At 70.9% G+C, this 26,958-nt stretch carries 15 protein-coding genes; 8 read left to right on the forward strand and 7 right to left on the reverse strand.

Features of this window, described 5'->3' with window-relative positions; translation table 11 throughout:
* Positions 1-43: 43 nt before the first annotated feature.
* Together WME90_RS21075 and WME90_RS21080 are read right to left on the reverse strand one after the other, a co-directional pair.
* Complete coding sequence (locus tag WME90_RS21075) at positions 44-4,984, reverse strand: MG2 domain-containing protein (protein WP_437282956.1); 4,941 nt, start codon at positions 4,982-4,984, stop codon at positions 44-46.
* 205 nt (positions 4,985-5,189) lie between these two features.
* Positions 5,190-6,068, reverse strand: coding sequence for a hypothetical protein (locus WME90_RS21080; protein ID WP_437282957.1), 879 nt, complete (start codon positions 6,066-6,068; stop codon positions 5,190-5,192).
* Between the two features lie 444 nt (positions 6,069-6,512).
* Between WME90_RS21080 and WME90_RS21085 the strand changes: the two genes are divergently transcribed.
* Positions 6,513-7,307, forward strand: coding sequence for a hypothetical protein (locus WME90_RS21085; protein ID WP_437282958.1), 795 nt, complete (start codon positions 6,513-6,515; stop codon positions 7,305-7,307).
* Positions 7,308-7,666: 359 nt separating this feature from the next.
* On the forward strand, positions 7,667-8,641 hold the full coding sequence (locus WME90_RS21090; RefSeq protein ID WP_437282959.1) for a bifunctional methylenetetrahydrofolate dehydrogenase/methenyltetrahydrofolate cyclohydrolase: 975 nt from the start codon (positions 7,667-7,669) through the stop codon (positions 8,639-8,641).
* A gap of 72 nt (positions 8,642-8,713) precedes the next feature.
* Here WME90_RS21090 and WME90_RS21095 read toward each other — a convergent pair whose 3' ends face one another.
* The gene (locus tag WME90_RS21095; protein WP_437282960.1) at positions 8,714-9,562 is read right to left on the reverse strand and encodes an NAD(P)H-binding protein; all 849 of its coding nucleotides are present in this window, start codon (positions 9,560-9,562) and stop codon (positions 8,714-8,716) included.
* Between the two features lie 165 nt (positions 9,563-9,727).
* On the opposite strand from WME90_RS21095, the gene WME90_RS21100 reads away from it, so the two are divergent.
* A complete protein-coding gene (locus WME90_RS21100) occupies positions 9,728-10,672 on the forward strand; it encodes a LysR family transcriptional regulator (protein WP_437282961.1) in 945 nt (314 codons plus the stop codon).
* A 5-nt stretch (positions 10,673-10,677) separates the two neighbouring features.
* Here WME90_RS21100 and WME90_RS21105 read toward each other — a convergent pair whose 3' ends face one another.
* On the reverse strand, positions 10,678-12,318 hold the full coding sequence (locus WME90_RS21105) for a protein kinase domain-containing protein (protein WP_437282962.1): 1,641 nt from the start codon (positions 12,316-12,318) through the stop codon (positions 10,678-10,680).
* A gap of 127 nt (positions 12,319-12,445) precedes the next feature.
* Positions 12,446-13,264, reverse strand: coding sequence for a hypothetical protein (locus WME90_RS21110; RefSeq protein WP_437282963.1), 819 nt, complete (start codon positions 13,262-13,264; stop codon positions 12,446-12,448).
* A gap of 294 nt (positions 13,265-13,558) precedes the next feature.
* Here WME90_RS21110 and WME90_RS21115 point away from each other — a divergent pair, with 294 nt between their 5' ends.
* The gene (locus WME90_RS21115; RefSeq protein ID WP_437282964.1) at positions 13,559-17,233 is read left to right on the forward strand and encodes a hydantoinase B/oxoprolinase family protein; all 3,675 of its coding nucleotides are present in this window, start codon (positions 13,559-13,561) and stop codon (positions 17,231-17,233) included.
* 187 nt (positions 17,234-17,420) lie between these two features.
* Here the strand turns inward: WME90_RS21115 and uxuA are convergent, their stop codons facing one another.
* Positions 17,421-18,494 carry a mannonate dehydratase gene (gene uxuA, locus WME90_RS21120; RefSeq protein ID WP_437282965.1) on the reverse strand — a complete coding sequence of 358 codons (1,074 nt, stop codon included), beginning with the start codon at positions 18,492-18,494 and terminating at the stop codon, positions 17,421-17,423.
* A 440-nt stretch (positions 18,495-18,934) separates the two neighbouring features.
* Here uxuA and WME90_RS21125 point away from each other — a divergent pair, with 440 nt between their 5' ends.
* Genes WME90_RS21125 through WME90_RS21135 form a run of 3 tightly spaced genes read left to right on the forward strand, consistent with a single transcriptional unit; the run spans position 18,935 to position 22,346 of the window.
* A complete protein-coding gene (locus tag WME90_RS21125; RefSeq protein WP_437282966.1) occupies positions 18,935-20,143 on the forward strand; it encodes a cysteine synthase family protein in 1,209 nt (402 codons plus the stop codon).
* 3 nt (positions 20,144-20,146) lie between these two features.
* Positions 20,147-21,109 carry an ATP-grasp domain-containing protein gene (locus WME90_RS21130; protein ID WP_437282967.1) on the forward strand — a complete coding sequence of 321 codons (963 nt, stop codon included), beginning with the start codon at positions 20,147-20,149 and terminating at the stop codon, positions 21,107-21,109.
* Positions 21,110-21,128: 19 nt separating this feature from the next.
* Entirely contained in the window at positions 21,129-22,346 is a 1,218-nt protein-coding gene (locus tag WME90_RS21135) for an MFS transporter (protein WP_437282968.1), read from the forward strand.
* Between the two features lie 48 nt (positions 22,347-22,394).
* On the opposite strand, the gene WME90_RS21140 is transcribed toward WME90_RS21135, so the two are convergent.
* Complete coding sequence (locus tag WME90_RS21140; RefSeq protein ID WP_437282969.1) at positions 22,395-23,993, reverse strand: pectinesterase family protein; 1,599 nt, start codon at positions 23,991-23,993, stop codon at positions 22,395-22,397.
* A 185-nt stretch (positions 23,994-24,178) separates the two neighbouring features.
* On the opposite strand from WME90_RS21140, the gene WME90_RS21145 reads away from it, so the two are divergent.
* Positions 24,179-26,923: a bifunctional acetate--CoA ligase family protein/GNAT family N-acetyltransferase gene (locus WME90_RS21145; protein ID WP_437282970.1), complete on the forward strand. Its 2,745-nt coding sequence runs from the start codon at positions 24,179-24,181 to the stop codon at positions 26,921-26,923.
* Positions 26,924-26,958: the final 35 nt, after the last annotated feature.

A 26,958-nucleotide genomic window follows, 5' to 3' on the forward strand; every position in this document is an offset into this window, starting at 1 on the left:
GCCGGCCGCCGTTGCGCGGCCGGCGCCCCTCTGGCTCAGCCCCTCACTGCGCCGCCACCACGAGGGTCTGCGCTCCGGAGAAGCTCTGCTGCTCCGGCTGGTAATACGGGTGCACCTCGGCGCCGCCGTCCCCCGCCTTGACAGGCATGGTCGCCTGCAGCCGGTAAGCGAAGGTGGCCGCGCGGCCCGCGGGGATCTCCTTCACATAGAGGATCAGCTGCTTGCCCGTGATCTCGAATTTCGAGAGCTGCCCCGCGGCGATGTACTCCTGGAGATCCTCGGTCAGGACCTGGAACCCGGGCGGGAGCCCCGCGGTCACGAGGACCATGCTCTGCGCCGAGTCCGTCTTGTTCGTGACGCTCAGCGACGCCGTCACGATGTCGTTCACGTACAGCTGGGTCTTGTCGTACGTCACGCTGACCGCGAGCGGACCTGCCGCGTCGCTCGGGACCGCGCTCCAGGGCAGGTTGTGGCGGCCCACGAGGTTGTAGCTGAGCTTCCCCTCTCCCGAGAACGCGATCGTGACGTCGTGCGCGCCGGTGGTCGCGAGGCCCGAGAGGTCGACCGTCGTCATCACGTCGGCCTGGTCCGCGCGCAGGGAGACAGGGTTCGGCAGCGCCGCGCCGTCGACCGAGACGGTGACCGTCCCCGTGGCGCCCTCCGTCCCCTTGCTCGCGGCGAGGAGCAGCGTGCGCAGGCTCCAGATCGTCGCCTGGGTGGAGCCGAAGTTGCCGTTCGGGTCCTTCGACTGGGTCAGGAACTTCACGCCGCCGTCGGCGCTCGGCCGGTGGGCGTCCGCCGAGAGCAGCGCGTGGGCCGCGAGCGCGGTGGTCGTGACCTTGGCGTCGTTCCCGGACTCGTAGAACGAGGTCTGCGTGCCGCCGTCATCCCAGTAGAACGCGTCTCCTTCCGCCGTCTTGCGCGCATCCAGGGCGTCGAGCACCTGGTCCGTCAGCGCGCCGGAGGGGTCGGCCACGGCGAGCGCGTTGGCCGCGATCGCCAGCGTGTACAGGTCGTCGGTCGCCGGCTTCAGCGAGCGGCCCAGGTAGGCGAGCCCCGCCCCGATCTCGGGCCCCGTATACCCCGCGCTCGCGAGCGCCCAGAGCACGAAGGCGCTGTTGCGGAGCGTGCCCGTGTGGAAGCTGAAGAACTCGGTCTGGTCGCCTTCCCACGTGCCGTCCGCCTTCTGCTGCCCGGCGAGCCAGGCGACGGTCCGGGCGAGCATCGCCGGGTCCACGGTGTGGACCTTGATCATGTCGGCGAACTCCATGACGCCGAACGCGGTGACCGACAGGTAGGGGTGCCCGTCCTGCTCGCCGAACCACGAGAAGCCGCCGCCCGAGTGCTCGAACGTGAGCAATCGCTGGTACCCCGCCGAGATCAGCGACTCGGCCTTCATCTGGATCTCCGGGGTGATCTGGCCTGTCTGCTTCATGTACTGCGTGACGAGCACGTTGGGCCAGGTCGTCGAGGTGGTCTGCTCGAAGCAGCCATTCGGGACCTGGAGCATGCTGTCCATGCCGCTCACGACCTGCGACAGGAACGCGGGGTAGATCTCGAGATAGAGCTGGTTCGAGCCGGGGACCGCGCCCTCGGGGAACGACACCGCGTGGGCGGCGCTGCCCGGCGCGAGCATGCCGGACTGGCTCTCGGCGAAGGGCTTCCCGTCCGGGACCACGCGCACGGTGCGCGCCACGGCGTCGGCGCCCGCGCTGCCCTGCGCGGTGACGGTGAGCGAGTTGACGCCCACCGTGTCCACCCGCACCGGGAACCGGACGCCCTTCACCTCGCCCGCCGCGAGCGACACCTGCATCGACGTCGCGCCGAGCGGCGTGTACCAGCTCCCCGGCTCGAGGCTGAGATCGACCGTCTGCGGCGTCTCCAGGTAGTTGTAGACGGCGATCGGGAACTCGACCTGATCGCCGCGCGTGAGCGTCGCCGGGAAGTTCACGTCGACGAAGAAGTCCTGGAACACCTTGAAGCCGCTCTGGATGCCGCCGAGCTTGCCGTCGGCCGAGTTCGCCAGCGCCGAGAGCCGCCACTCGGTGATGCTGTCCGCGAGCGGGATGCTCAGGGTGGCCGTGCCGTCAGGGCTCGTGATCACGCTCGGGTTGACATACAGCGTCTCCGGGAACTCGCGCCGGACGCGCGGCGCGCCCGCGCCGTTGTCGCCGCCGGGCTCCGCGGTGGGATCCCCGCCGGAGGCGCCGCCCGCGCCCGTACCGCCGGTCGCGCCGCCATTGGCCCACCCGCCGTCCGCGTCGGGGATGCCCCCTTCATTCCACTCCTGCGGGGGCACCTGGACCCCGAGGTCGCTGAACGCGAACGCGAACGTCGCGTCGTCCTGGCTCTCCGCCACCTCGTCGGGCCCCGACGATTGCAGCGAGAGCCCGCTCCAGCTGGAGACCACCCGGTACGCGTTGCCCCACACGTCATAGCCGCTCAGGCGCTCGGCGACGCGGCTCCCGAGCAGCTCGACATACACGCTCCCGTTGCAGCTGAACTGGTTGCTATCGCAGCCGAGCGCCTTGAGCTCCTGCGCGGCGGCCGCGGTCGCCTCCGCGAGCCAGGGCTTCATCACGCCCTTCTGGCGCTCGTAGAACGGCGCGAGCTCCTCCGGCACCTTCGCCAGCACGGCGGGCCACGTGCGCGCCTGGAGGCCGGTGAGCGACGTGCCGGCGAGCGCGGCGAGCGAGGCCTGGGTCTTCACCTGCGCGGCGTCGGCCTGCGCGGGATCCTCGCTCGCGGTCGCGTTGAACAGGAGGTCCTGCAGGTTCGCGGCCGGGCCGTGGATCTCGTAGCTCGGCTTCGCGAACTCGTCCTCCAGCTCGAAGTAGGTGCGGAGCAGCCCGGGCTGGGCGTCGACAAGCGCGAAGACGGCCTGATCGACCACCTGGACGCCGAGCGCGGCGACCTTCGGATTGCCCGCGTCGTCCTTGACCGAGAGCCGCAGCGTCGCCGTCTCCCCCGGCGCATACAGGGGCTTGTCGGCCTCGACCTGGACGGTCAGCGCGGAGTCGCCCCGCGCAAACAGCGTGCGGCCGGAGCGGACCAGGTTGCCATCGTCGTCGACGAGGTACGCCTCGACCCGGTTGCTGCCGAGCAGGCCGGCGTCGACGGGCATGCTGAAATGGGCGCGCCCGCCCTCGAGCTCGAGAGAGCGCATGTCGACGGCCTGGCCGTCGTTCAGCCAGTCGACGTAGATGCTGCCGGTCTCCTCGCTCGACTCGATGGTGACCTCGACCGTCTCGCCCGTCTCGTAGACGGCCCGGTCGGTGCGCACGATGAGGTGCTCGCCGCCCGCCTGCGTGCCGAACGTGAACTTCCGCGTGACCGCCCGCTCTCCCACCGTCGCCTCGACCTCGAACGCGGCGTCCGCCGTGGCGACCGGCGGGGTGAAGCTCACCGCGGCCTGGCCGAAGGCGTCGGTGCGCGCTGTGAGCTTCGTGCCGTCCGGCGCGGTGATGACCGCCTCCGTGTCGGGGAGCGGCGCCCCGAGGGGGTCTGTCACGAAGAGGAGCAGGGTGTTCGGTACCCCCGGGACGAGCTCGCGCGCCTCGGGCACGAGCACGATGGAGGCCGCGTCGGCGGCGACCTTGACCGGGATCGTCTTCGTGACCTCCTGCCCCGCCGTGTCCGTGATGGTGACCGCCAGCATCACGGCCGCGTCGCCCTGCTCCAGCGGCAGGCCGGCGAGGCTCGACGGCAGCATCAGGCTGAACCCGTAATGGCCCTCGGCGTTGAGCTGGCCCACGATGCGCTGGAACGTCGTCTGCCCGACATCCAGCGACGACGCCTCGATGGTCACGCTGCCGCCGGCGACGTTCTTGCCAAAGAAATAACGCGCGTCGATCGTGCCGGTCAGCGTGTCGCCCGCGGTGTACCAGGGCCTGTCGGTCCTCACGGCGACATCGAATTTGGGCAGCGCGTACTGCCCCACGGTCACGACCTTCTCCGTCGTGGTCTCCCCGCTCACGAGGCGCACCTTGAACTCGCCGGTGTTCACGATGGAGCCGATCCGGAACGTCGTCGCGGCGACGCCGTAAGCGTCGGTCGTGATGGGCTTCTTGAAGATCTTGTTGCCCTTGCCGTCCTCCACCTCGAACGTGATCGGCGTGCGGACGATCGGCGCGTTGTTCCCCCGCTCGAGCGCGAGCGCGCGCAGGTGGATCGTCTGGCCGGGCTTGTAGAGCGGCTTGTCGGTGGTGAGGAGCAGCTTCGGGCCGGGGCCCTCGACGGTGACGCTCGCGGTGACGGCCGCGGTGACGCCGAAGCCGAACGCCTGCGCGGAGACGGGCTGCGAGCCGATCTCGCCGGGCTCCACCTCGAACACCGCGGCGCCCAGCGCGTCGGTCGTGACGCGGAGCGGCCGCCCGCCCTCGCCCACCGCGAGATCGACGTCCACCTGGGGCACCGGCTGGCGGGAGAAGACGTCGGTCACGCGCACGCGGTAGCTCGCAGGGCGCCCGCGCACCACGCGCGCCGGCCCCTCGAGCTGCACGTCGTAGGGCGGGATGACGCGGAGCAGGCTCCGCGTCACGAGCAGCCCCTCCTCCGATCCGTCGTCGACGCGGACGAGGTACCGCGCGAGGCCCGGCTGCCCGCTCACGGTCGGCGCCGGCAAGCGCGCCTCCGCGGTCGCCGCCGCCTGGCCCGCGATCTCCACGTCGATCTCGGTCGTGCCTTGTTCCTTGTCCGCGTCGAGATCGACGAGCGTGACGCGCAGGTGACCGCTCGTCGCGCCGGCGGTCAGGTTGCGCACCGGGATCTGGAGGCGCAGATCGCCCTCCTCATCGATCATGCCCCGCAGCTGCGCTTCGTCGATCTCGAGCGTGCCGTTCCGCGGTTGATCGGGGCGACCAAACGGCGGGGGCGTGGCCACATCGGAGGAGCACCCCGCCGCGACCGCGCCTGCGAGCGCCAGCGCGGCGAGCAGATGGGGAGAGCTCCAGCGTCGGCGGAGAGCATTGAAGCGTACGCGCATAAGTCCAAATCCTCCCGAGAGGCGCTGGCACATCCCCAGCGGCCGGCGCGTGAACTGCATCAAACGTACCAACGACGTACCAATGACGTACCGGCGCGCTTGAGCAGCAAATCTGCGGGAATAGACGCTGACGACGCGCAGGAGTTGCGCCACGCTGTGCCAAGGTTCTGGCGCATCCATACGTCCCCGGCGCGCCGGTCTCCGTTCACATGGGGAGCTCGGGGAGGTAGCCGAGGTTCTTGCCGGGGTTCGCGGCGCGCGCGGCCTCGATGCTCTCGGCGCAGCAGGTCCCCTCGCCGGTGAGGGCGCCGTCGATGGCGAACTCGACCCGGAACGCTCCCGCGTCGCCGGGGCGGGAAGGGACGATGTACCCGTCGACGCGCCGGAGCGAGGGCACCTCTCCGGCGGTCACCCGGGACTGACCGGGCAATACGATCATGTTCTTGCCCGGGTAAGCGCTCCGCGCCGCCTCGACGGTATCGGCGCAGCAGAAGCCGCCGGCGGTCGCCACGCCGTCGTTGGCGAAGGTGACGTGGAAACGCCCTCCGAGCGAGCCCTCCTGCAGGATGTAGCCGTCCACGCCGACCAGCGACGGGTGCGCGGCGCAGCGGTTCACCTCGCCGCCGCCCCCGCAGCGCGCCGGCAGCGCGCACTCGCTGCAGACGACCCGCCGGGCCTCGCCGCACCGATCGACGGCCTCGAAGCCGCCACACTCCTGATCGCGCGCGCTGCAGAGCTCACCATCGGTCTCCGGCGTACACACCGGCGCAGCCCCGCCTTCGCCGTCGCTCCCGCCGTCGCCGCTGCTCCCGCCGTCGCCGCTGCTCCCGCCTCCCACGCTGCTGCCCCCGCCCTCGCTGCTGCTCCCGCCTCCGACGTTGCTGCCCCCGCCGCTCGTCCCGGCGCCATGACCGCCGTTGCTGGCGCTGCCGCTGCTGGCACTTCCGCTGTCGTCACCGCCGCTGTCGCCATCGCCGCCGCTGCCGCCACCTCCGAAGTCTCGTACTGTCGTCGAACAGGCCTGCGCCAACGCCAGCCCCAGGACGGCTGGCCCCATCAGCATTGCGTATCGAGCTCGCGTCATCAGCATGATCTCCAGCCCTAACACCACTTCAGTCACGGCTCAACGCAAAGCCACTCGCGCGTGGTCGTCACGCGCGGCCACGCACAGTCACGCGCGGTCACGCGCACGCCACGCATAGATCGCAATCGACGGCCTCCCGGCGATACAGCCGCACAGGATTGCAGCACGCAGGATCTCACGGCGTCACGCCGTCACGAGGTCACGGCGTCGCGGTACCCCACCACCCGTCAGCGAGCCTGGTTGACTCGCCAGCTCGATGAGCCGATGAGCCGATGAGCCGAGGACCGGCGACCACCTGCGGTGGGGAGGCCGCGCGCCGCGTCCGGCCCATGGGATGGGGCCGACCGGTCACAGGTATCCGCGCCGTGCTCCCCTGGACATCGGCGTCCGACCGTCTCAGGTTCTCGCTCGAGCTCGAGGCGTTTCGCCGCCGAGGAGGGACCGATGCAGATCGACTTCGAGATGCCCGTCATGGCCGACGGCGGCCTCGATGCGGGCGTGCTCGACCGCGTCCTGGTCGACCGGGAGCGGGGCGTGCTGACCCACGTGGTGCTCCGTTCTCCGCTGGCGAGCGAGGAGCTGCTGATCTCGATGGATCTCGTGCAGGGCACGGCGGACGGGCACCTGCGCTTACGGCCCGGCCGGGACGAGCTCCTGGCGCTGCCTCGGTACTACGAGGGGCGGACGACGGCGCAGCCGCCGGGGCGTGTCGATACCTCGCTCGTGCCGCAGCCGCCCGAGCGGAGGCAGGAGCTGGAGGAGGCGCTCGGGGTCACGGAAGATACGGTCGAGCTCGGCCCCGACACGCGGGTGATGACCGCCGACGAGGCCGAGGTGCAGCTCGTGGGCATCGGCGCGAACGACCCGGGCAATGACATCTCGCGGCTCCGCGTGCGCGGCCCCGCGGGCGCCGAGGCCGACTTCCCCGCATCCTGGATCGAGGTGATGCGCGAGGACGTCGTGGCGTTGAAGGTGACCCGGGACGATGTCTTGCGCTCGCGGCCGGCGCCGAGACGCCGAGACGGAAACATCGCGAGCCTCGAAGGCCTCTCGGGCATGGGCGGACGCGACGGCGACACACCCGAGGAGGTGTTCGGCGCGGAGTTCGTCGATGAGCTGCGAGGCAAGGGCGGTATGGTGCTCCGCGTGCCCGGCGCCGGCAGCCCCGCCGAGACCGAGGCCCACCGCGTGGTGGCGCCCGCCGACGAGGGCGCGAAGCGGCGGTCCTCCGCAGGATGAGCTCGTGAGCCGGGTGCGGACGGCGCTGCGGAAGGCTGGAGTCTCTGCTCCCGGCCGGCTCTCCTCCTCGGCCCGCGCCGGAACCATGGTTTGGATGGGGCACGTCGCATGTCCGGCGCGGCGCGACACCGCCCTGCGGAACTTCATGCCATGAAGCGCCCGAGTCGCCGCTCGCGCATCGCGCCAGCGGGAAGCAGAGGCACCAGAGGCACCAGAGCAGGAACCAACGTAGGAACCGGAGCAAGCGCCAGAGTAGGAGCCAAAGTAGGAGCCAAAGTAGGAGCCAAAGTAGGAGCCAAAGTAGGAGCCAAAGTAGGAGCCAGCGCAGGCAGCGCTGACCCGCCGGAAGCTTGACACCGATGCTCGCGCGTGCTCGTCTCCGCCCCAGGATGGACCCTCACCACATTCCGCCGAGCCCGGACACTCGCACGGCCAGCGTCCTCGATCCGACCGCGGTGGCGGAGACGTTCCGCCACGGGATCCGGGCGGAGCTCGCGGAGCTGCCCGAGCCGCTGTTCCTTGTCGGTGTGCTCGCGGCGGATCACGGGCCGTCGTACACGTACGCGGAGTACACGCGCAAGGCGTGCGAGGGCGTGGGGATCCGCTTCGAGATCCGCCAGGCGACGCGGCTCGACGCCGAGGACGCCATCCGCGCGGCGAACGAGGACGCGCGCGTGCACGGGATCATGGTGTATTACCCGATCTTCGGCACGGAGCAGGACGTGTACCTGCGGGACAGCGTCGATCCCTCGAAGGACATCGAGGGGCTCCACACGTTCTGGGCACGTTGCCTGTACCAGAACCAGCGCTTCCTGGACGAGGCGAAGACCAGGAAGGCGATCCTGCCGTGCACGCCGCTGGCCATCCTCAAGCTGGTCGAGGCGGCCGGCTTCTTCGGCGCGGGGGAGCGGCCGCTCGAGGGCCGGCGCGTGTGCATCTTCAACCGGAGCGAGGTCGTCGGGAGGCCGCTCGCCAGCATGATGGCGCACGACGGAGCCCAGGTGACCTCATTCGATATCGACGGCCCCCTGCTCTTCGTGCCCAGCGCCTCCGGCGACACGCACGAGGTGCGCGAGACGACGGTGGACCGGGCGGGCGCGCTGCGGGAGGCGGACATCGTGGTGACCGGCGTGCCCTCGCGGAGCTTCCCCCACGTGCAGGGCGCCGAAATCCGCGAGGGTGCCCTCTGCATCAATTTCTCCACCTTCAAGAACTTCAGCGACGATATCCAGAGCAAGGCGAGCGTGTTCGTGCCCCGCGTCGGACCGATGACGGTGACGATGGCGATCCGCAACAGCCTGCGTCTCTACAAGAACACCCATCCGAGCGGGTGAGCCCGGCTCGCGCGGGCATCGACGCGCTCGGGCGCGCGGCGCCGACGTCGCCTGTCCTCGCCGGCGTCAGCCTCAGGTCCACGCCCGCGCGTGCTCACGCGCCCAGGCCTCGAAGGTCATCGGTCTCTGCCCCGTCACGCGCTCGACGGTGTCGGTCTGCACGGCGCCGTTGCCCGCGCGGATGCGCTCGATGAGCTCGCCGATGGCCGTGGCGAACGACGGCGGGGTCCCGGCCTCGATCATCCTCCGCCTGGCGGCGTCGACCGAGACGTCCACGCGCCGCAGCGGCGTTCCGAGGACGCGCGCGAGGATCTCCACCTGATCCGGCGTACTGAGGAGCTCGGGGCCCGTCACTTCCAGCGCCTGTCCCAGGAGCTCGCCAGTGAGCATCGCGCGCGCGGCGACCGCGGCGATGTCGCGCGGCGCGACGGGCGCGGTCTTGCCGTCCCCGTGCGGGTTGTAGACCGTGCGCTCGGCCCGTATGGACCGGGCCCACTGGAAGGTGTTCGACATGAACGTGCCAGGGCGGACGACCGTCCAGCGGAGCCCTGACGCCTTGACGAGGTGTTCCCGCTCGGCGTGCCGGTGAGCGAGCTGGACCGTCGGCGCGCCGGCGCTGAGGCTCGACAGGAGGACGACGCGGGGCGCGCCGCTCGCCTGCGCCGCGGCGAGGAAGCCGCGAACGTGATCGATGCCATCGGCGTCCGCGACCGGCAGCAGGAAGGCCGCCGTCACGCCGTCGAGCGCCGGCAGGATCGTGTCCTGTCGGCCGAGGTCTCCCACGGCCTTTTCGACCCTGGCCCCCCAGTGGGCCACCTTGCGCTCATCGCGCGTGAAGACTCGGACCTTCTCTCCAGCAGAGAGGAGCTGCTCGACGACTTCCTTCCCGACGTTCCCGGTAGCACCCGTGACCAAGTACATGCGTGTCTCCTTCCAAGTGGGCTCCTCGGTTCACCTGTGAGCCGCACGCGAGCCGCCGCGTCTGCACCGCGCCGAGCGCCCATCCAGGAGAGAACCTATGACTGTTCCGCTGCCTTGATTAGTGTTGACCTTCGGGAAGAGTAGTTCCATAGATGGAACAATTCGATGTTGCCCGACCTCAACGAGATCGCGGTCTTCACCAGGGTCGTCCAGGCCGGCAGCTTCACGCGGGCCGCGCGCGAGCTCGGGATGCCGAAGTCGACGGTGAGCCGGAAGGTGTCCGAGCTCGAGGCGCGGCTCGGCGCGCAGCTGCTCCGGCGGACCACGCGCAAGCTGAGCCTCACGGACGTCGGCGCGGTGTACTTCGAGCGCTCTGCGCGCATCGTGGCCGACGTCGACGACGCGGATCGGGCCGTGACGCAGATGCAGGACGGGCCGCGCGGGCTCCTGCGGATCACGGCGCCGCTGCACTTCGGGTGGCTAGGCGGCGTGGTCGCCGAGTACCTGAGCGGTCACCCCGAGACGAGCGTGGAGGTGGTCTGTACGGATCGCATCGTCGACCTCGTCGCAGAGGGGTTCGACGCGGCGCTGCGGTTCGGCGCGCCCAGCGACACCTCGCTCGTCGCGCGCCGCCTCGGGGCGCTCCCGCGCTACCTCGTGGCGGCCCCCGCGTACATCGCGCGCCGCGGCGCCCCCCGCGCGCCGGCGGACCTCGCGGGCCACGATGTCGTCGCGTCCGCCGGGGCGCGCGCGGGGGAGCCGCCCGGCGCGCGGTGGGTGCTCCACCGGGGCGCGCGGCGCGCCGAGGTGCGCGTGACGCCGCGGGCGACGGCGAACAACCTCGAGGTGCTCCACCGGATCGTGCTCGCGGGCGTGGGCATCGGGATGCTGCCTGCCATGCGCTGCGAGCTCGACGTGCGCGAGGGGCGCCTCTCGCGCGTGCTCGACGGGTGGAGCCCGGTCGACGTCCCGCTCCACGTCGTCTATCCCGTCACGCGACACCTGTCGCCGAAGGTGAAGGTGTTCCTCGATCTCGTGCGTGAGCGCATGAGCCCCGCGCTGCGCGCCCGGCGGGAGGGCGGGGCGGGCGCAGGTCGGAGCGGCGCATGAGGAGGTCACATATGATCGGTGGGATCGTCAGGAGCGGTCCTGGGCCTCTTGGGTAGCGGCGTCCCTTTTTTGATGGAAGGCGAAGGCGGCGTGTGCGCGGACGCGGATGCGCTCGTCGCCGCCGCGGGGGCTGAAGGTGCGCTCGCCGGAGCGGGTGCGCTGTGGGAGGGAGGCGGCGAAGGCTCCGTCGCTGTCGCGGAGGGCGTCGTCGCGGACAGCGCTACCGCGGGAGCAGGCGAGTCTGCCGGGACGAGCCGCTGCGCCGGCGCGTCGCTCGGCAGCGGGGCGCGAACGACGGCGTAGATGACGAGCCCCAGCGCGAGCGCGCCGGCGCCGAGGGCCAGCGGGATCCAGACGCGACGGCCGCCAGCTGTCGCCGGGGCGATGGTATTTCCGGTGGACGCCAGCGTGCCGACGGGCCCCTGAAACGCCGACGCAGCGCTCTCCGGCGCTCCACCGTTCGGAGAGCCGCGCATGGGGCCCACGGCTTCGTGCCGCAGCGTGGGCCCGGACGCGCTGACGGCGGCGCCCATCGTGCCAGGGCTCGCTCCCATCATTCCAGGGCTCGCCGCACCTAAAGGCGTCCCTAACGCATCTGGACGCGCCCCTAACGCATCTGGACGCGCCCCCAACGCATCTGGACGCGCCCCCAACGCATCTGGACGCGCCCCCAACGCATCTGGACGCGCCCCCAACGCATCCGGGCTCGCCGCCGGCGCGGCGCCGCCTACGGCGAGCAGCGGAGGCGCCCCCTCGGCGGGAACCGATGGTTGGAGCGCTCGAGTCCCCGCCCCTGCCGCGCCGACCGCCGCGCCGAGCGCCTCGGCGAGCTCGCTCGCGCTCTGGAACCGGTGCGCCGGGTCGCGCGCGAGGGCCCGCGAGAAGAACCCGTCCATCTCGGGCCCGAGCTCCGGCACGAGGCTGGATGCGAGGGGGATGTCCTCCGTGCAGATCGCCACGAACACCTCGCCGATCTCCTCGCCCGGGAACGGGAGGCCGCCGGTGAGGCAGCGAAAGGCGATCACGCCGACGGACCAGAGATCGCTGCGCCAGTCGAGGGTCTTGCTGCGGCGAACCTGCTCGGGGCTCATGTAATAGGGCGAGCCGACGAGCGTGCCTGTCTTCGTCTCCTGGCCGGCCAGCAGCGTGCCCTGGGCCTTGGCGATCCCGAAGTCGAGGACCTTCACGAGCTCGTCCTCGTCCTGCCGCGAGAGAAAGAGGTTCGCCGGCTTGAGGTCGCGGTGGACGATCCCCATCTCGTGGGCGCGGCGCAGGGCCTTGCACACCTGCGTGACGATGCTCAGCGTCGCGGCCCCGGAGAGGCGCCCCTCCCGCGAGAGCCGCGCCTCGAGATCCTCGCCGTCGAGGAGCTCCATCACGAGGAAAGGCGTGTCGTCCTCGATCCCGTAATCGTGCACGTGGACGACGTTCGGTATCTTGAGCTGCGCCGCGGCCCTCGCCTCGCGCTCGAAGCGCGCCCGCGCGGTGGACGAAGCGGCGTACTCGGGCGCCATGAGCTTGACCGCGACCACGGCGTCGAGCTGGAGATGCCGGGCCACCCAGATCGCCCCCATCCCGCCCCGCGCGAGCATCCGCTCGAGGCGGTACCTACCGGCGACGACGCTGCCTTCTGCGAGCGAATTCATGAGCCTCGACCTCTCGCTGGGAATGCGCACGCCATGGCTCAGGGGTCGAGCGGCCGGGGCGCCTCGAGCCCAACGAAGCAAACGAACGGGCGCCCCGCAACAGGATCCGACCCGGACCGCGCGCCGCCTACTTGCGCCGCGGCCGTGTCGCCGAGCTCGCGGCGTCGCGCGCCGCCGTCGCGGGGGCGCCCCGCCCGGCGCCCTGCGGCGCGCGGAGATCGCTCGCGCGCGCCCGCCGCGCAGGAGGGCTGCCCTGCGCCGTCAGCGTCTCCAGGGCGGCGCGCAGCTCGGCCCGCACGTGCGAGCCGAGGAGCCTCTCCGCCATCGCGCACAGGCGCCCGGCGAACGCGGCCATGATGCAGCCCGCTCGCTGATCGTCGCGCTCCGGGGCCCCCGAACGCCGGTAGTGCCGCGCGTAGTCGCCCGTGATCACCCCGAGATCGCCGCCGACGTGGACCGCCTGCCTCATGAAGAGCCTCGCGGCGCGCTCGTTGGCGATCGTCGGCATCTGCGCCAGGGTCAGGGCGACCTCGGTCCTGCCCACGGCGAGCAGCATGGAGACAACCCGCTGGCGGGCGAGCTCGACGAGCCTCGGCGCGAGGGTGTGCTCGTCGAAGACGTGGACGCTCGCCGGCACGAGCGCTTCGCTTTCCGTGCCGAGCTCGCTCAGGAACGCGTTCAGCACCGGCGAGCGCGTCGGCGCGGTGCGCAGGTACTCCCGCGCGCCGCCCGCGGTCGACGGGCCGCCCTGCGGCGGGTGCGGGCCAGCGGTGGGCTGCGCGCGCGGACCGGATCGCGAAGACCGCGCCCGTCGCGACCGCTCGAAGTGGCGCTCCGCGCTCCCCGCGCGCTCGTTCTCCCCGGCAGCATCCGTCGCGCCGAGCAGCGCGGTCAGCCCCGCCGCGTGGGCAGCGGTGACGTGCGGAGGAGGTTGCTTGCTGGACATTCGAGCAGATCGTCTCGTTCGAGAGCTGATCGAGCGCTTATCACGCCGCACGAACGGTTGTACAGCGCTGAACGCCAGTTCCCGGGCGGACGCACGCGGCCGTGGGGTCGTGGCGAATACCCATTTCAAGTCCAGGACAGCAATTCCCGGAACACTGCGAGCTTCCAGCGGCGTGGGCGGGTCCGCCCTCCGGACAGTTGAAGATTGTTCAATGAAAACTTAGTCTTGCGGCCCTTCGGCGGGCATGGCGGCGCGGAGCGCGGCGGAGGAGGCGTCCGGCAAGGAGTGGGTTCCATGACCTCGACCTCGCACAAATGGCAGTTCTGGATCGACCGCGGAGGCACGTTCACGGACGTCGTGGCCCGCCGGCCGGACGGCTCGCTCACCACCGCCAAGCTCCTCTCGGAGAACCCCGAGCAGTACGCCGACGCGGCGGTCGAGGGGATCCGCCGCCTGCTCGGCCTGGCGCCCGGTCAGCTCATCTCTCCCGCCGAGGTCGAGTGCGTGAAGATGGGCACCACGGTGGCCACGAACGCGCTGCTCGAGCGCAAGGGGGACCGCACGGTGCTGGTCACCACGCGCGGCTTCCGCGACGCGCTCCGCATCGGGTACCAGAACCGCCCTCGCCTGTTCGATCGGCACATCGCGCTGCACGATCTGCTGTACGAGCGCGTGATCGAGGCCCACGAGCGCGTCGGCGCGCGCGGCGACGTCATCGAGCCGCTCGACGGCGAGGCGCTGCGGCGCCCGCTCTCGGAGGCGTTCGAGGCCGGCATCCGCGCCTGCGCGATCGTCTTCGTGCACGGCTACAGGTTCGCCGCGCACGAGCGGCGGGCGGCCGAGATCGCGCGCGAGATGGGCTTCACCCAGGTCTCCGCGTCGCACGAGGTGAGCCCGCTGATGAAGCTCGTCTCGCGCGGCGACACCACGGTGGTCGACGCGTACCTGTCCCCCATCCTGCGCCGCTACGTCGAGCAGGTGGCCAGCCAGATGCCCGGGGTGCCGCTCTACTTCATGCAGTCGAGCGGCGGGCTGACGCTGGCCGGACGCTTCCAGGGCAAGGACGCGATCTTGAGCGGCCCGGCCGGCGGCATCGTCGGCATGGTGCGCACCGCGCTCTCGGGCGGGCACGAGAAGGTGATCGGCTTCGACATGGGCGGCACGTCGACCGACGTGTCGCACTACGCGGGCGAGCTCGAGCGCGCCTTCGAGACGCAGGTGGCCGGCGTCCGGATGCGCGCGCCGATGATGAGCATCCACACCGTGGCCGCGGGGGGCGGCTCGCTCCTCGGCTTCGACGGCGCGCGGCTGCGCGTGGGGCCGGAGTCGGCCGGCGCGAACCCGGGGCCGGCGTGCTACCGGCGCGGCGGGCGGCTGGCCGTCACCGACGCGAACGTGATGCTCGGCAAGATCCAGCCGGAGTTCTTCCCGCACGTGTTCGGGCCGGGCGCCGACGCGCCGCTCGACCGCGAGGTCGTCGAGCAGCGCTTCCGGGCGATGGCGGCCGACGTGCAGCGCGACACCGGGCGCCCGATCACGCCGGAGCAGCTGGGCGAGGGCTTCCTGCAAATCGCCGTCGCGAACATGGCCAACGCGGTGAAGAAGATCTCGGTGGCGCGCGGCCACGACGTCACACAGTACACGCTCCAGTGCTTCGGCGGCGCCGGCGGCCAGCACGCGTGCGCGGTGGCCGACGCGCTCGGCATGCGCCGCGTCTTCGTTCACCCGCTCGCCGGGGTCCTGTCCGCCTACGGCATGGGCCTCTCGGACCAGAGCGCGATCCGCGAGGCGGCGGTGGAGCGGCGCCTCGACGATGCCGGGCTCTCCGCGGCGCGCGAGGCGCTCGCGCGCATCGGCCGCGACGCGGAGGCCGAGCTCGTGGGGCAAGGGTTCACGCCGGAGCGCGTGCGGCTCGAGCGGCGCGTCCACGTGCGGTACGAGGGCACCGACACCGCCCTCGTCGTGCCCGACGGCAGCGCGGAGGCGATCCGCGCCGCCTTCGAGGCGGCCTACCGCAGGCGGTTCGCGTTCCTGATGCCGGACAAGGCGCTCGTGCTGGAGAGCGTCTCGGTGGAGGCGATCGGGCCGGGCGAGGCCGCCGAGGAGCGGCCCGCCGAGGCGCACCCGCACCACCCCGAGGCCGATGCCCAGGTGCGGATGTACGCCGAGGGGGCGTACCACGACGCGGCCCTGTACCGGCGCGAGCGGCTCGGGCGCGGCGCGGTGATCGACGGGCCGGCCATCGTCGCCGAGGCCAACGCGACGACCGTGGTCGAGCCCGGCTGGCGGGCCGAGATCACGCCGCTCGGCCACATGGTGCTCACCCGGGTGGCGCCGCGCCCGGAGCGGCGCGCGGTGGGCACCGAGGTCGACCCCGTGATGCTGGAGGTGTTCAACAACCTGTTCATGAACATCGCCGAGCAGATGGGCCTGCGCCTGCAGAACACCGCCCACTCGGTCAACATCAAGGAGCGGCTCGACTTCTCGTGCGCGCTGTTCGACGCGGAGGGCAACCTGATCGCGAACGCGCCGCACATGCCGGTGCACCTCGGCTCGATGGGCGAGTCGATCAAGACCGTGATCGCGCGGAACCCCGGGATGAAGCCGGGGGACGTCTACGCGCTCAACGATCCCTACCGCGGCGGCACGCACCTGCCGGACGTGACGGTGGTCACGCCGGTGTGGGACGAGGCGGCGGATCGCGCGCTGTTCTACGTGGCGTCGCGCGGCCATCACGCCGACATCGGCGGCATCACGCCGGGCTCGATGCCGCCGTTCTCCAGGACGATCGAGGAGGAGGGCGTCCTCTTCGACAACGTGAAGCTTGTCGAGGCCGGGCGGCTCCGCGAGGCGGAGCTCCTGGCGCTGCTCGGCGGGGGGCCTCACCCGGCGCGCAATCCGCAGCAGAACCTGGCCGATCTGCGCGCGCAGATCGCGGCGAACGAGAAGGGCGCGCAGGAGCTCGCCGCGATGGTGGCGCAGTTCGGCCTCCCCACGGTGCAGGCCTACATGAAGCACGTGCAGGACAACGCCGAGGAGAGCGTGCGCCTCGCGATCGCGCGGCTCGACCCGGCGCTCCTCCACGACGGGCGCTTCACGCTGCCGCTCGACAACGGCGCGACGATCGAGGTGACCCTCCGGATCGACCGGGATCGCCGCGCGGCGGTCGTGGACTTCACCGGCACGTCCGCGCAGATGGAGAACAACTTCAACGCGCCCCGCGCGGTGACGATGGCCGCGGTGCTCTACGTCTTCCGCACGCTCGTGGACGACGACATCCCGCTGAACGCGGGTTGCCTGAAGCCGATCGAGGTCATCATCCCCGAGGGCTCGATGCTGAGCCCGCGCCCGCCGGCCGCGGTGGTGGCGGGCAACGTGGAGGTGTCGACCTGCGTCACGAACGCGCTGTACGGCGCCCTCGGCGTGCTGGCGAGCAGCCAGCCGACGATGAACAACTTCACGTTCGGCAACGAGCGGGTGCAGTACTACGAGACGATCTCGGGCGGCTCGGGGGCGGGCATCGAGATCGGCGGGAGGGGCGCGGGCGGCGCGGGCGGCGCGGGGACCGAGCGCGGGTTCGCGGGCACGAGCGTGGTGCAGACGCACATGACGAACTCGCGCCTGACGGATCCGGAGGTGCTGGAGCACCGCTTCCCGGTGCGGCTGGATCGCTACGAGATCCGCGAGGGCTCCGGCGGGGCCGGGCGCTTCCCGGGCGGGAACGGCGGCACGCGCGCCGTGCGCTTCCTGGAGCCGATGACGGCCTCGATCCTGTCGAACGGGCGCTCGACGGCCGCGTTCGGCCTGGCGGGCGGGCGGCCGGGCGCGCCGGGGCGCAACCTCGTGGTGCGCGCGGACGGCTCGGTCGAGGTGCTGGGGCACATCGGGTCGGTCGAGATGGGGAGCGGCGATGTGTTCGTGATCGAGACGCCGGGGGGCGGCGGGTACGGAGCGCCGGAGGCCGGCTGAGGGGGCACTCCTGAAGCATCCCCTCGAATTGTTCGGGAAGATTCACAGGGAGGCGGGGAGACGTGGAGCAAAATCCTACCATCTCCCCATGAATTTTCCCCGCTGAAGATGCCAATGGAATCGGAGGATTCGTCCGGGCGCGTTCCGCTGATGTCGCGGCGTCCTGCTCCCCTCCCCGCTCACCCGCTCATCCAGGAGTGGGCGCCTTGGCGGCGGGCCCGGGCGAGAGCTTGCACGTGGCCTCCCAAAGACCATTGAGATACACGAGGCCCAGCGCGCGGTCATACAGCCCATATCCAGGCTTGCCGGTCTCGCCCCAGATCATGCGGCCGTGGTCCGGGCGCACGTAGCCGTCGAAGCCGACGTCATGGTACGCCTTCACGATGGCGGCCATGTCGAGCGAGCCTTCACAGGACAGGTGGGCAGACTCGAAGAAGGTGCCGTCCTCCTGGACCGCCACGTTGCGCAGGTGTCCGAAGGGAATGCGGCCCATGCCGCCGAACTCGCGCACCAGCGATACGATGTTGTTGCACAGGTCGGCGCCCAGCGAGCCGGAGCAGAGCGTGATGCCGTTGGCCGGAGAGTCGACGGTCTTCACGAGGCGCAGCAGGTCGTCGCGGTTCTTCACGATGCGCGGCAGCCCGAAGATCGGCCGGGGCGGGTCGTCCGGGTGCATGGCCATGCGGACGCCGACCTCCTCGGCGACCGGGATGATGCGCCGGAGGAAGTGCTCCAGGTGCGCCCACAGCGCCTCTTCGCCGACGTTCTTGTACTCATCGAGGACGGCGCGGAGCTGCTCCGGCCTGTAGCTCGCATCCCAGCCGGGCAGCGAGATGCCTTGCTCCGGGTCGATCTCGGCCACCGCCGCGGCGTCGAAGGCCAGGGTCAGCGAGCCGTCGCCGAGCTCCTTGGCCATCTCGGTGCGTGTCCAGTCGAAGACCGGCATGAAGTTGTAGCAGATCACCTTCACGCCGACGGCCGCGCAGCTGCGGATGTTCTGGCAGAAATTGTCGATCAGCCGCTCGCGGGTCGGCTTGCCGAGCTTGATGTCCTCGTGCACCGGCACGCTCTCCACCACCTCGAACCGGAGGCCGACGCCCTCGATGCGCGCCCTGAGCGCCTGCAGCCGCTCGACCGGCCACACCTCGCCCACCGGCACATCGTAAATGGCCGAGACGATGCCGTAGATGCCCGGAATCTGACGGATGTACTCGAGCTTTACGGGGTCGTTCTCGCCGTACCAGCGAAAGGTCATCTTCATCGTTGCGATCTCCTCGGGCGGTGTGTCCGCCGTGCGAGAGCGCGTTGCGCGCTCGACATCTCGGGCAGAGGGGCGCGGCCACGGCTCCGCTCGGACGGCATCGTACAATCAGCCGGGCGCGGAGCCAAGACGTCGGAGAGCGCGCGCCGGCGGGGGCCGGTCGCGCGGTCGGCCGCTGCGTCCGCGGTACGGCCCCACGGCAGCCTCGACCTCGGGCAAAGAGGTCGCAGGGCGCAGATCCGATGCTCCGATACGCGCGCACGCCCGATCGCCTCGCGCCGATCCTGTTGCGCGGCTGGGCAAGCGCCTGCGCGGTCGCGCAAGCGCTTGCGCGCACCGGATCGGGTTGATTCGCGGGCTCCGTGTGGCCGCTCGGTCCGGAACCACGTCGTTCTCGCCCTCGGCCGCGCCTCGATGTCTTGGGCATACGACCTGCAACCATGAGCACCACGAACCGAACACATCGCGGAGCGACCTACCCATCGCGTGCGCACGAGACGAACCGCATAGATTCATCGCATGGAACAAAGGACATGTTGAACTCACGGACCATTCCACATCTCTTGAAAACGGTAGGCCACACGCCCGTCGTCGCCATGAGGAACCTGACCGAGCCGGGCGAGGGCAAGCTCGTCGTCAAGCTGGAGTCGGCCAACCCGGGAGGAAGCTTGAAGGACCGCGCCGCCTGGAACATCATCCGTCGCGCCGAGCACGAGGGACAGCTGCGGCCGGGCGCGACGATCATCGAGTCCTCGTCGGGCAACTTTGGCATCGCTCTGGCGATGATCGGCGCCTCGCGCAATTACCGCGTCATCGCGATCGTCGACCCCAAGATCACGCCGACAAACAGGGCGCTGTTCGAGGCGTTCGGCGCCAGGGTCATCGTGGTGCATGAAAAGGACGACTCGGGCTCCTACCACAAGACCCGTATCGCGCTGGCCAACGAGCTGCACCGCAAGATCCCCAACTCGTTCCGGCCCGACCAGTGCTTCAACCTGCTCAACGGCGAGGCCCACTTCAGATGCACCGCCCGAGAGCTGCACGCCCAGATGGGCGATCAGCTCTCCGCCGTCGTATGCACCGTCAGCACCGGCGGCCAGCTGGGCGGCATCTCGCGGTACTTCAAGCGCCATGCGCCTCGCGTCAAGATCGTCGGCGTCGACGTGCGCGGCTCGACCGTCTTCGGTGGCTCGCCGCACGCCTACCTCACGCCCGGTGTGGGACTGAGCTGGACGCCGGACAACCTGCGCGACTTGGCCGCGGTGGACGAGGTCTACAAGATCGACGACGAGGACGCGTTCGTCGGGTGCCGCACGCTGGTGCGCAGGGAGGGGCTGCTGGCCGGTGTATCCACCGGCGGCGCGCTGACCGTCGCCCTGCGGCTGGCCATGCGCGCCCGCCGCGGTGAGCACATCGCCTTCCTGGCCGCCGACCGTGGCGAGCGGTACCTGACCACCGCGTTCGACGACCAGTGGATGACCGAGCGCGCTCTCAGCCTGGACACCTCGATCGCCGGCCTGCGGGGGCGCGCCGGGCGGCTCAGCCCGCTGTCGACGCGGCCTGCCCTGGAGTGCGCGAACTTCGATCTCTCACTCGCGGAAAAGCTCGGCTCACCGAGCGCGACCGTCCAGCAGCGCCTGGCGGGGTAAACGATGAACGATAGACCACTGATACTGATCCTCGGCAACGAGTACGATCAACAGGACCACAACCACCTCTTCCCCGAGGTCCGCCGGCTCGGCGCGGAGATCATCCGCGTGCATCCGGACGAGCTGACCACGATGTTCATCCCAGCCGGAACGCGGTTCTTCGTCCATGGGCGGCCCATCCGACCCGACCTCGTGCTCGGCTGGGTGTACGAGGACATCCTGCTCCGCGGGATGAGCCAGCTCGAGTCGCTCGCGCGGGCCGGTGTGCCCGTGATCAACAGCGCCCGCACGCTGTTCTGCGGCCAGAACAAGTACCTGAACTCCGCCATGCTGCACGCGGCCGGCGTCAACCACCTGCCAGTTCTGTCCGGTCGGGACGGCGACGCGCTGGAGCGGTGGGCAGAGGAGCAGGGGTATCCGCTGGTCCTCAAGCCCATCGTTGGATTCGGCGGCCACGGCGTGCAGCGAATCGAGAGCCGAGACGACCTGATCGCGCACGTGAGGCGGATCCAGGGCTCCGCCGAGCATTACTACGTTCAGCCGTTCGTGCGCAACCCCGGCCGGGACATCCGGGTGCTCTGCGTGAACTACCAGGCCGTGGTCGCCATCTATCGGTACGCCAGGGAAGGCGGCTGGATCACGAACACCGTAGCTGGCGGCAGGCCGCGGCCGGCGCCGCTGGTCCCGGCCGTCGCCAAGATCGCCGAGGACGCGTCGCGCGCCGTGGGCGCCCTCGTCTCCGGCGTGGACGTGGTCGAGGATCTCGCGACGGGCGAGCTGCGCATCTTCGAGGTGAACACCTGCCCGAGCTCCGAGCCGAACTTCTCGCTCATGAACCGCAGGCCGGTCGCGCTCTACGAGCTGGCCTCGTTCCTGGTCGCCGCGAGCCGCGACTTCCAGGGGGCTCTGCGATCGTGGCGCGCACAGCGGTTCATCACCCCCGATCGACCCGGCATCGCGGCGTGAGCCACGCCGGAGGGACCGCGTGCTCGATGCCCTGCGCAACCCCGCCTTCCGGTCGATCTGGATCGGCTATACCGCGTCTTCGGCGGCCACTGCCATTCTGCCGACCGCGTTGACGCTGTACGTGCTGGACACGAGGGGGGCGATCACCACGCTCGGCCTCGTCCTCGGCGCGAGGACGGTCGGCTTCCTGCTAGGGGCGCTCCTTGGCGGTGTGCTCGTCGACCGCGTCCCCCGACGGCTGGCCCTGGCCGGATCCAGCGGGCTGCGCGGGCTGGCCACGCTCGCCGCCATTCCCGCGTTCGATGCCTCGATCTGGGTGGTCTGCGCCTGCGTGCTGCTCGCCAGCGTCGGCGAGGGCGTGTTCCGCAGCGCCTACCAAGCCGTCACGGCCGAGGTCGTCGACGAGCAGCACCGGCAGGCTGCCAACGCCGCCACCACGCTGAGCCTGCGCGCGTGCCAGACCGCAGTGCCGTTGGCCACCACGCTGATCTATCCCGCGCTGGGCGGTGAGGTCACGCTGGCGCTCGCGGGGATGCTCTGGCTGGGCTCCTCGGCCGTCACGCTGAAATCGAGATCGGCGGACGGGGCCGCCGGGGAGCGGGAGCGCGAGCGACGCGGCAACCTGCTGCAGGAGTACCGGGACGGGCTGTACGAGGCCAGCAAGCACCGCTGGTTCGCGGCCGGGCTTGGCGCGCTGGCGATCTGGCTCTCGATGTCGTACTCGCTGCAGCAGCTGGTGTTGCCGCTGGTCAGCCGGGAGCGCTTCGGCGGGAACACGTTGATCGGCGTCGCGCTGGGCGCCTATGCGATCGGCGCCATCGCGGGCGCGCTCGTGCTCAGCCGCTGGACGCCGAGGCGTCCCGGCCTGCTGGCCTTCGCAGGCCTGAGCCTGTACGGGCTCGTGCCGCTCGCGCTGCTGGTCGCCGACCAGCGCGTGATCGTGCTGGCCTACCTGCTCGGCGGTCTCGGGATCGAGATGTTCAACATCCCATGGTTCACCGCGATCCACCGTGAGGTGCCCAGGGAGATGCTCGGCCGCGTGTCGGCGCTGGACTTCCTGGTGTCCTACGGCACGGTGCCGCTGGGCCTCGCCGGCCTGCCCTACCTGATAACGTGGTTCGGTCGGGCGCCGGTATCGACGGTGTGCGGGCTGGCCACGGGGCTCGCGGCGCTGTCGGTGCTGGCCGTGCCCGGCGCCCGCGAGCTGGCCGATCCCCGCCGTCCTTGTGGCGGTTAGGAGGTCAGCGCCCGCAAAAGCGCCGCCTCCGGGTATCGCGCGGCCGGCTCAGCCCGGAGGGACCCAGCCGCCGAGCACGTTCGCTGGATCGCGCATCATCGCCGCCTGCGCCGCGGAGATCTGCGTCGATCCGGCGGCACGCCCGCTGGTGTCGATGAGGCGCCCGTCCGTGTCCCGGCTCCGGTACTCCCAGAAGCGGAGGGTGCGCGGCGGAGAACCGCCCGTGATCGTCCACCCAGCCCGCGAGATGTGGCTGCCGAGCGTGCAGTCGATGTACGCGACGTGGCTCGACGGATACTGGCTCACGTCGATCCTCGCCAGCGTGTTCCCCGTGATGCCCGCGTCGCTGGTGATGCGCGAGTCGACGAAGACGTAGCCATAGCCGGAATCGCCGTTTCGCGCCTGCACGTTGTAGCCGGATCGACCGACCGTCTTGATCTCGCACCGGTTGAAGTACGCCGCGCCGGTGCCCCACACGAAGTCCACGTTGCCGGCGATCGTGCAGTTGTCCGCGTAGATGCGCCCGGACCAGAGCAGCGTGTCCTGGAGGCTCAGGATGTCGGCGTCGCGCACGACGCACTTGTCGCAGTCCTGGAGGCGCAGCGCCTCCGCCTGGGAGCCGCCCTGCGGCGTGAGGTTGTGGATGGTGAGGTTCTCGATGACGAGGTTGCTCACCTTGTCGGCGCCGACGAGCGCGCGGCCCCGCGTGCTCCCGTTCATGTTGTTGTTGTTCGTGCCCGAGAGGACGGTGCCTTTGCGGTCGGCCCCGCGCAGCGTGACGTTGTTCTTGCCCTCGAAGTAGACGACCCCATGGTGGACGCCGCGCTGGACGGTGATGACCACGCTGTCCCGGTTGTTCGCGGGGACCGCGTCGAGCGCGCCTTGCACCGAGCAGAAATCGCCGGAGCCGTCGAGCGCCACCTCGAGCGACGAGAGGCTCGACGGGCCCGCGTCCGCCGTATCGAAGCGCCACGTCGTCGCGTCCGCGATCGCGAAGGAGCCGCCCCCCGGGGGCACGATGGCGCCGGGGTCGACCGTGACGTAATAGGACTTGCCGTAGCCGAGCGCGCGCGACGGCAAGGACACGACGGCATCGTTGCCGTCCACGTACACCGGGCGAAGCACGTTGAACGTCCGGCCGCCTATCGTGGCGCTCACGGTCATCGAGGACATGTCGATCGTCGCGACCGCCGCTCCGGGCTGGGCGGCGTTGAACACGCGAATCACGCCCGCGCTGCCCAGCGTCGGCGCGCCGGGGAACGAGATGCGGAGCGGCGGATCCGGGCACAGCCCACGGGCGCCCGGCGCAGGGAACAGCGCGCTCACGCCGGCAGGGAGGTCGACCGGACCCGCGCCGCCGTCACCGTGGCTCGCGCCCGTGCCCTCGCCGCCTCCGGCCGCGCCGGCGCCGCCCATTCCGGAGCCGCCCATTCCGGAGCCGCCCGCTCCCGCGCTGCCCGAGGCCGCGCTGCTGGTCGCCCCTCCGCCGGTCGATCCGCCGCTGGTCGAAGCGACCGCGGTCGAGGCGCCCGCGGTCGAGGCGCCGCTGGATGCCTCGGTGCTCGCGTCGTCCGCTGTCCCAGCGCCCTCGCAGGCGATGGCACACAAACCGAGGAGCCCGGAGAGAAGAAGTCGAGAGCGGATCATCACGCCGGCGCAGGGTATCAGGGCGCGGCTCGGCCTGGCAATCTGCGTTCAGGGCACGGAACGTGCTTATGCTTTAATTCTGGAGACAGCCCATGCACACGGCCCGGCCGCGTGGCACGACGGCCCTCGTCGTTCCCGCGCAATGGTCCCTGTAGCGTCCGCCGCACCACCCCTCGAGGAGCTTCATGCCTGACTCCGTGCCCATGACCGACCGTGCCCACGACGTCCTTCGCCAGGAGCCGCAGAGCCTCGACCCGATCTTCAGGCCGCGGAACGTCGCCGTCATCGGCGCGACCGAGAACAGCGGCGCCGTCGGCCGGACGCTCCTGTGGAACCTGATCAGCAACCCGTTCGGCGGCACCGTCTTTCCGGTGAACCCGAAGCGGCAGAGCGTCCTCGGCATCAAGGCCTATCCGAGCATCGCGGCCGTGCCGGCGAAGGTGGATCTCGCGGTCCTCGTTACGCCCGCCGCGAGCGTGCCGGGCCTCATCGGCGAGTGCGTGGACGCCGGCGTCCCCGGCGCGATCATCATCTCGGCCGGGTTCAAGGAGATGGGGCCGCCGGGCGCCCTGCTCGAGCGGCAGATCATGGATCGCGCCCGCGGGAAGATGCGCATCATCGGCCCGAACTGCCTGGGCGTCATGAACCCGATCGGCGGGCTCAACGCGACGTTCGCGAAGGGGCAGGCGCGGCCGGGCAAGGTCGCGTTCATCAGCCAGTCCGGCGCGCTCTGCACGGCGGTGCTCGACTGGAGCCTCAAGGAGCAGGTCGGCTTCAGCGCGTTCGTCAGCGTCGGCTCGATGCTCGACGTCGGCTGGGGCGACCTCATCGACCACCTCGGCAACGACCCGAAGACGAGCAGCATCCTCATCTACATGGAGTCGATCGGCGACCCGCGCGACGCGCGAGCGTTCCTGTCGGCCGCGCGCGAGGTGGCGCTCACAAAGCCGATCATCGTGATCAAGCCCGGCCGCAGCGAGGCGGCGGCGAAGGCGGCCGCCTCGCACACCGGCTCGCTCACCGGCTCGGACGAGGTGCTCGACGCGGCGTTCCGGCGCGTGGGCGTGCTGCGCGTGAACGACATCGCGGACCTGTTCTCCATGGCCGAGACGCTGGCCAAGCAGCCGCGCCCGCGCGGCAAGCGGCTGTGCATCGTCACAAACGCCGGCGGCCCGGGCGTGCTGGCGACCGACGCGCTCGTCGCGAACGGGGGCGAGTTGGCGCCGCTCTCGCCGGAGATCCTGGGCGAGCTGAGCGGCTTCCTCCCCGCCGCGTGGAGCCGCAACAACCCGGTCGACGTGCTCGGCGACGCCGGCGCCGATCGCTACGCGAAGGCCCTGGAGATCTGCGCGAAGGACCCGAACAACGACGGCGTGCTCGTCATCCTCACGCCCCAGGACATGACCGAGTCGACCCAGACCGCCGAGGCGCTGCGAAAGCACGCGCACGTCGACGGCAAGCCGGTCCTCGCCAGCTGGATGGGCGGCGTGGAGGTGGAGGCGGGGAAAGCGATCTTGAACCGCGCCGGGGTCCCGACGTTCGAGTACCCCGACGCCGCCGCTCGCGCCTTTTGCTCGATGTACCGCTACGAGTACGCCCTCCGGGCCCTGTACGAGACGCCGAGCACGGACGAGCGGGCGCTCAACGTCGACCGCGAGGAGGCCAGGGCGCTCGTCGCCGGCGTCCGCGCGTCGGGCCGGACGCTCCTGGATGAAGTCGAGTCGAAGCAGCTGATGGCGGCGTACGGCATCCCGACGGTGCCGACGGCCGTCGCGAAGAGCGCGGACGAGGCCGTGGCCACGGCCAGGCAGATGGGGTATCCGGCCGTCCTCAAGCTGTACAGCGCGACGATCACGCACAAGACCGACGTGGGCGGCGTGAAGCTCGATCTGCACGACGACGAGGCCGTCCGCCGTGCGTTCGAGGAGATCCAGGAGAGCGTCTCGCGGCGGGCCGGCGCGCAGCACTTCCAGGGCGTGACCGTCCAGCCGATGATCGCGCTGAAGGACGCCTACGAGCTCATCCTCGGCAGCTCGGTCGATCCGCAGTTCGGCCCGGTGCTCTTGTTCGGGGCCGGCGGGCAGCTCGTCGAGATCTTCAAGGATCGCTCGCTCGGCCTGCCGCCGCTCAACGCGACGCTGGCCCGGCGCATGATGGAGCAGACAAGGATCTTCCGCGCGCTCCAGGGCGTGCGCGGCCGCAAGCCGGTGGACCTCACGGCGCTCGGGCACCTGCTCGTGAGGTTCTCGCAGCTCGTGATCGAGCAGCGATGGATAAGCGAGATCGACATCAACCCGCTCGCCGTCAGCGCGGAGGGGGCCATCGCCCTCGACGCCCGCGTCGTGCTGCACCCGCCGGAGACGCCGGAGTCGGCGCTCCCCAGGTCGGCGATCCGCGAGTATCCCACGCAGTATGTGACGGAGCTGAAGAGCAAGGATGGGCAGGCGTTCACGATCCGGCCCATCCGCCCCGAGGACGAGCCGCTGATGGTCGGGTTTCACCAGAAGCTCTCCGAGCGCACCGTGCGGCTGCGGTATTTCTACCCGATGCAGCTCGACCTGCGCACCGCGCACGAGCGGCTGACGCGCGTGTGCTTCGCGGACTACGATCGCGAGATGGCGCTCGTTGTCGAGAAGCCGCCCGCGGGCACCGGAAGCCGGCAGATCATCGGCGTCGGCCGGCTGAGCAAGCTGCCAGGCACGCGCGACGCGGAGTTTGCTCTGCTGATCAGCGACGAGCACCAGAGACAGGGGCTCGGCTCCCGGCTGCTGGGCCTCCTCGTCCAGATAGGCCGCGACGAGGGGCTCGCCCGCATCAGCGCCGACATCCTGGCCGAGAACGTGGAGATGCAGCGCGTGGCGCAGAAGCTCGGCTTCAGGCTGACGCGCGATCTCGGGGACTCGACAGCGAGGGCGGAGCTGACGCTGTAGGCGCGTCCACGAGCTCTCGTGCCCGCCCAATGACC

Source organism: Sorangium sp. So ce375, assembly GCF_051473855.1.
Taxonomy (GTDB): Bacteria; Myxococcota_A; Polyangia; order Polyangiales; family Polyangiaceae; genus Sorangium.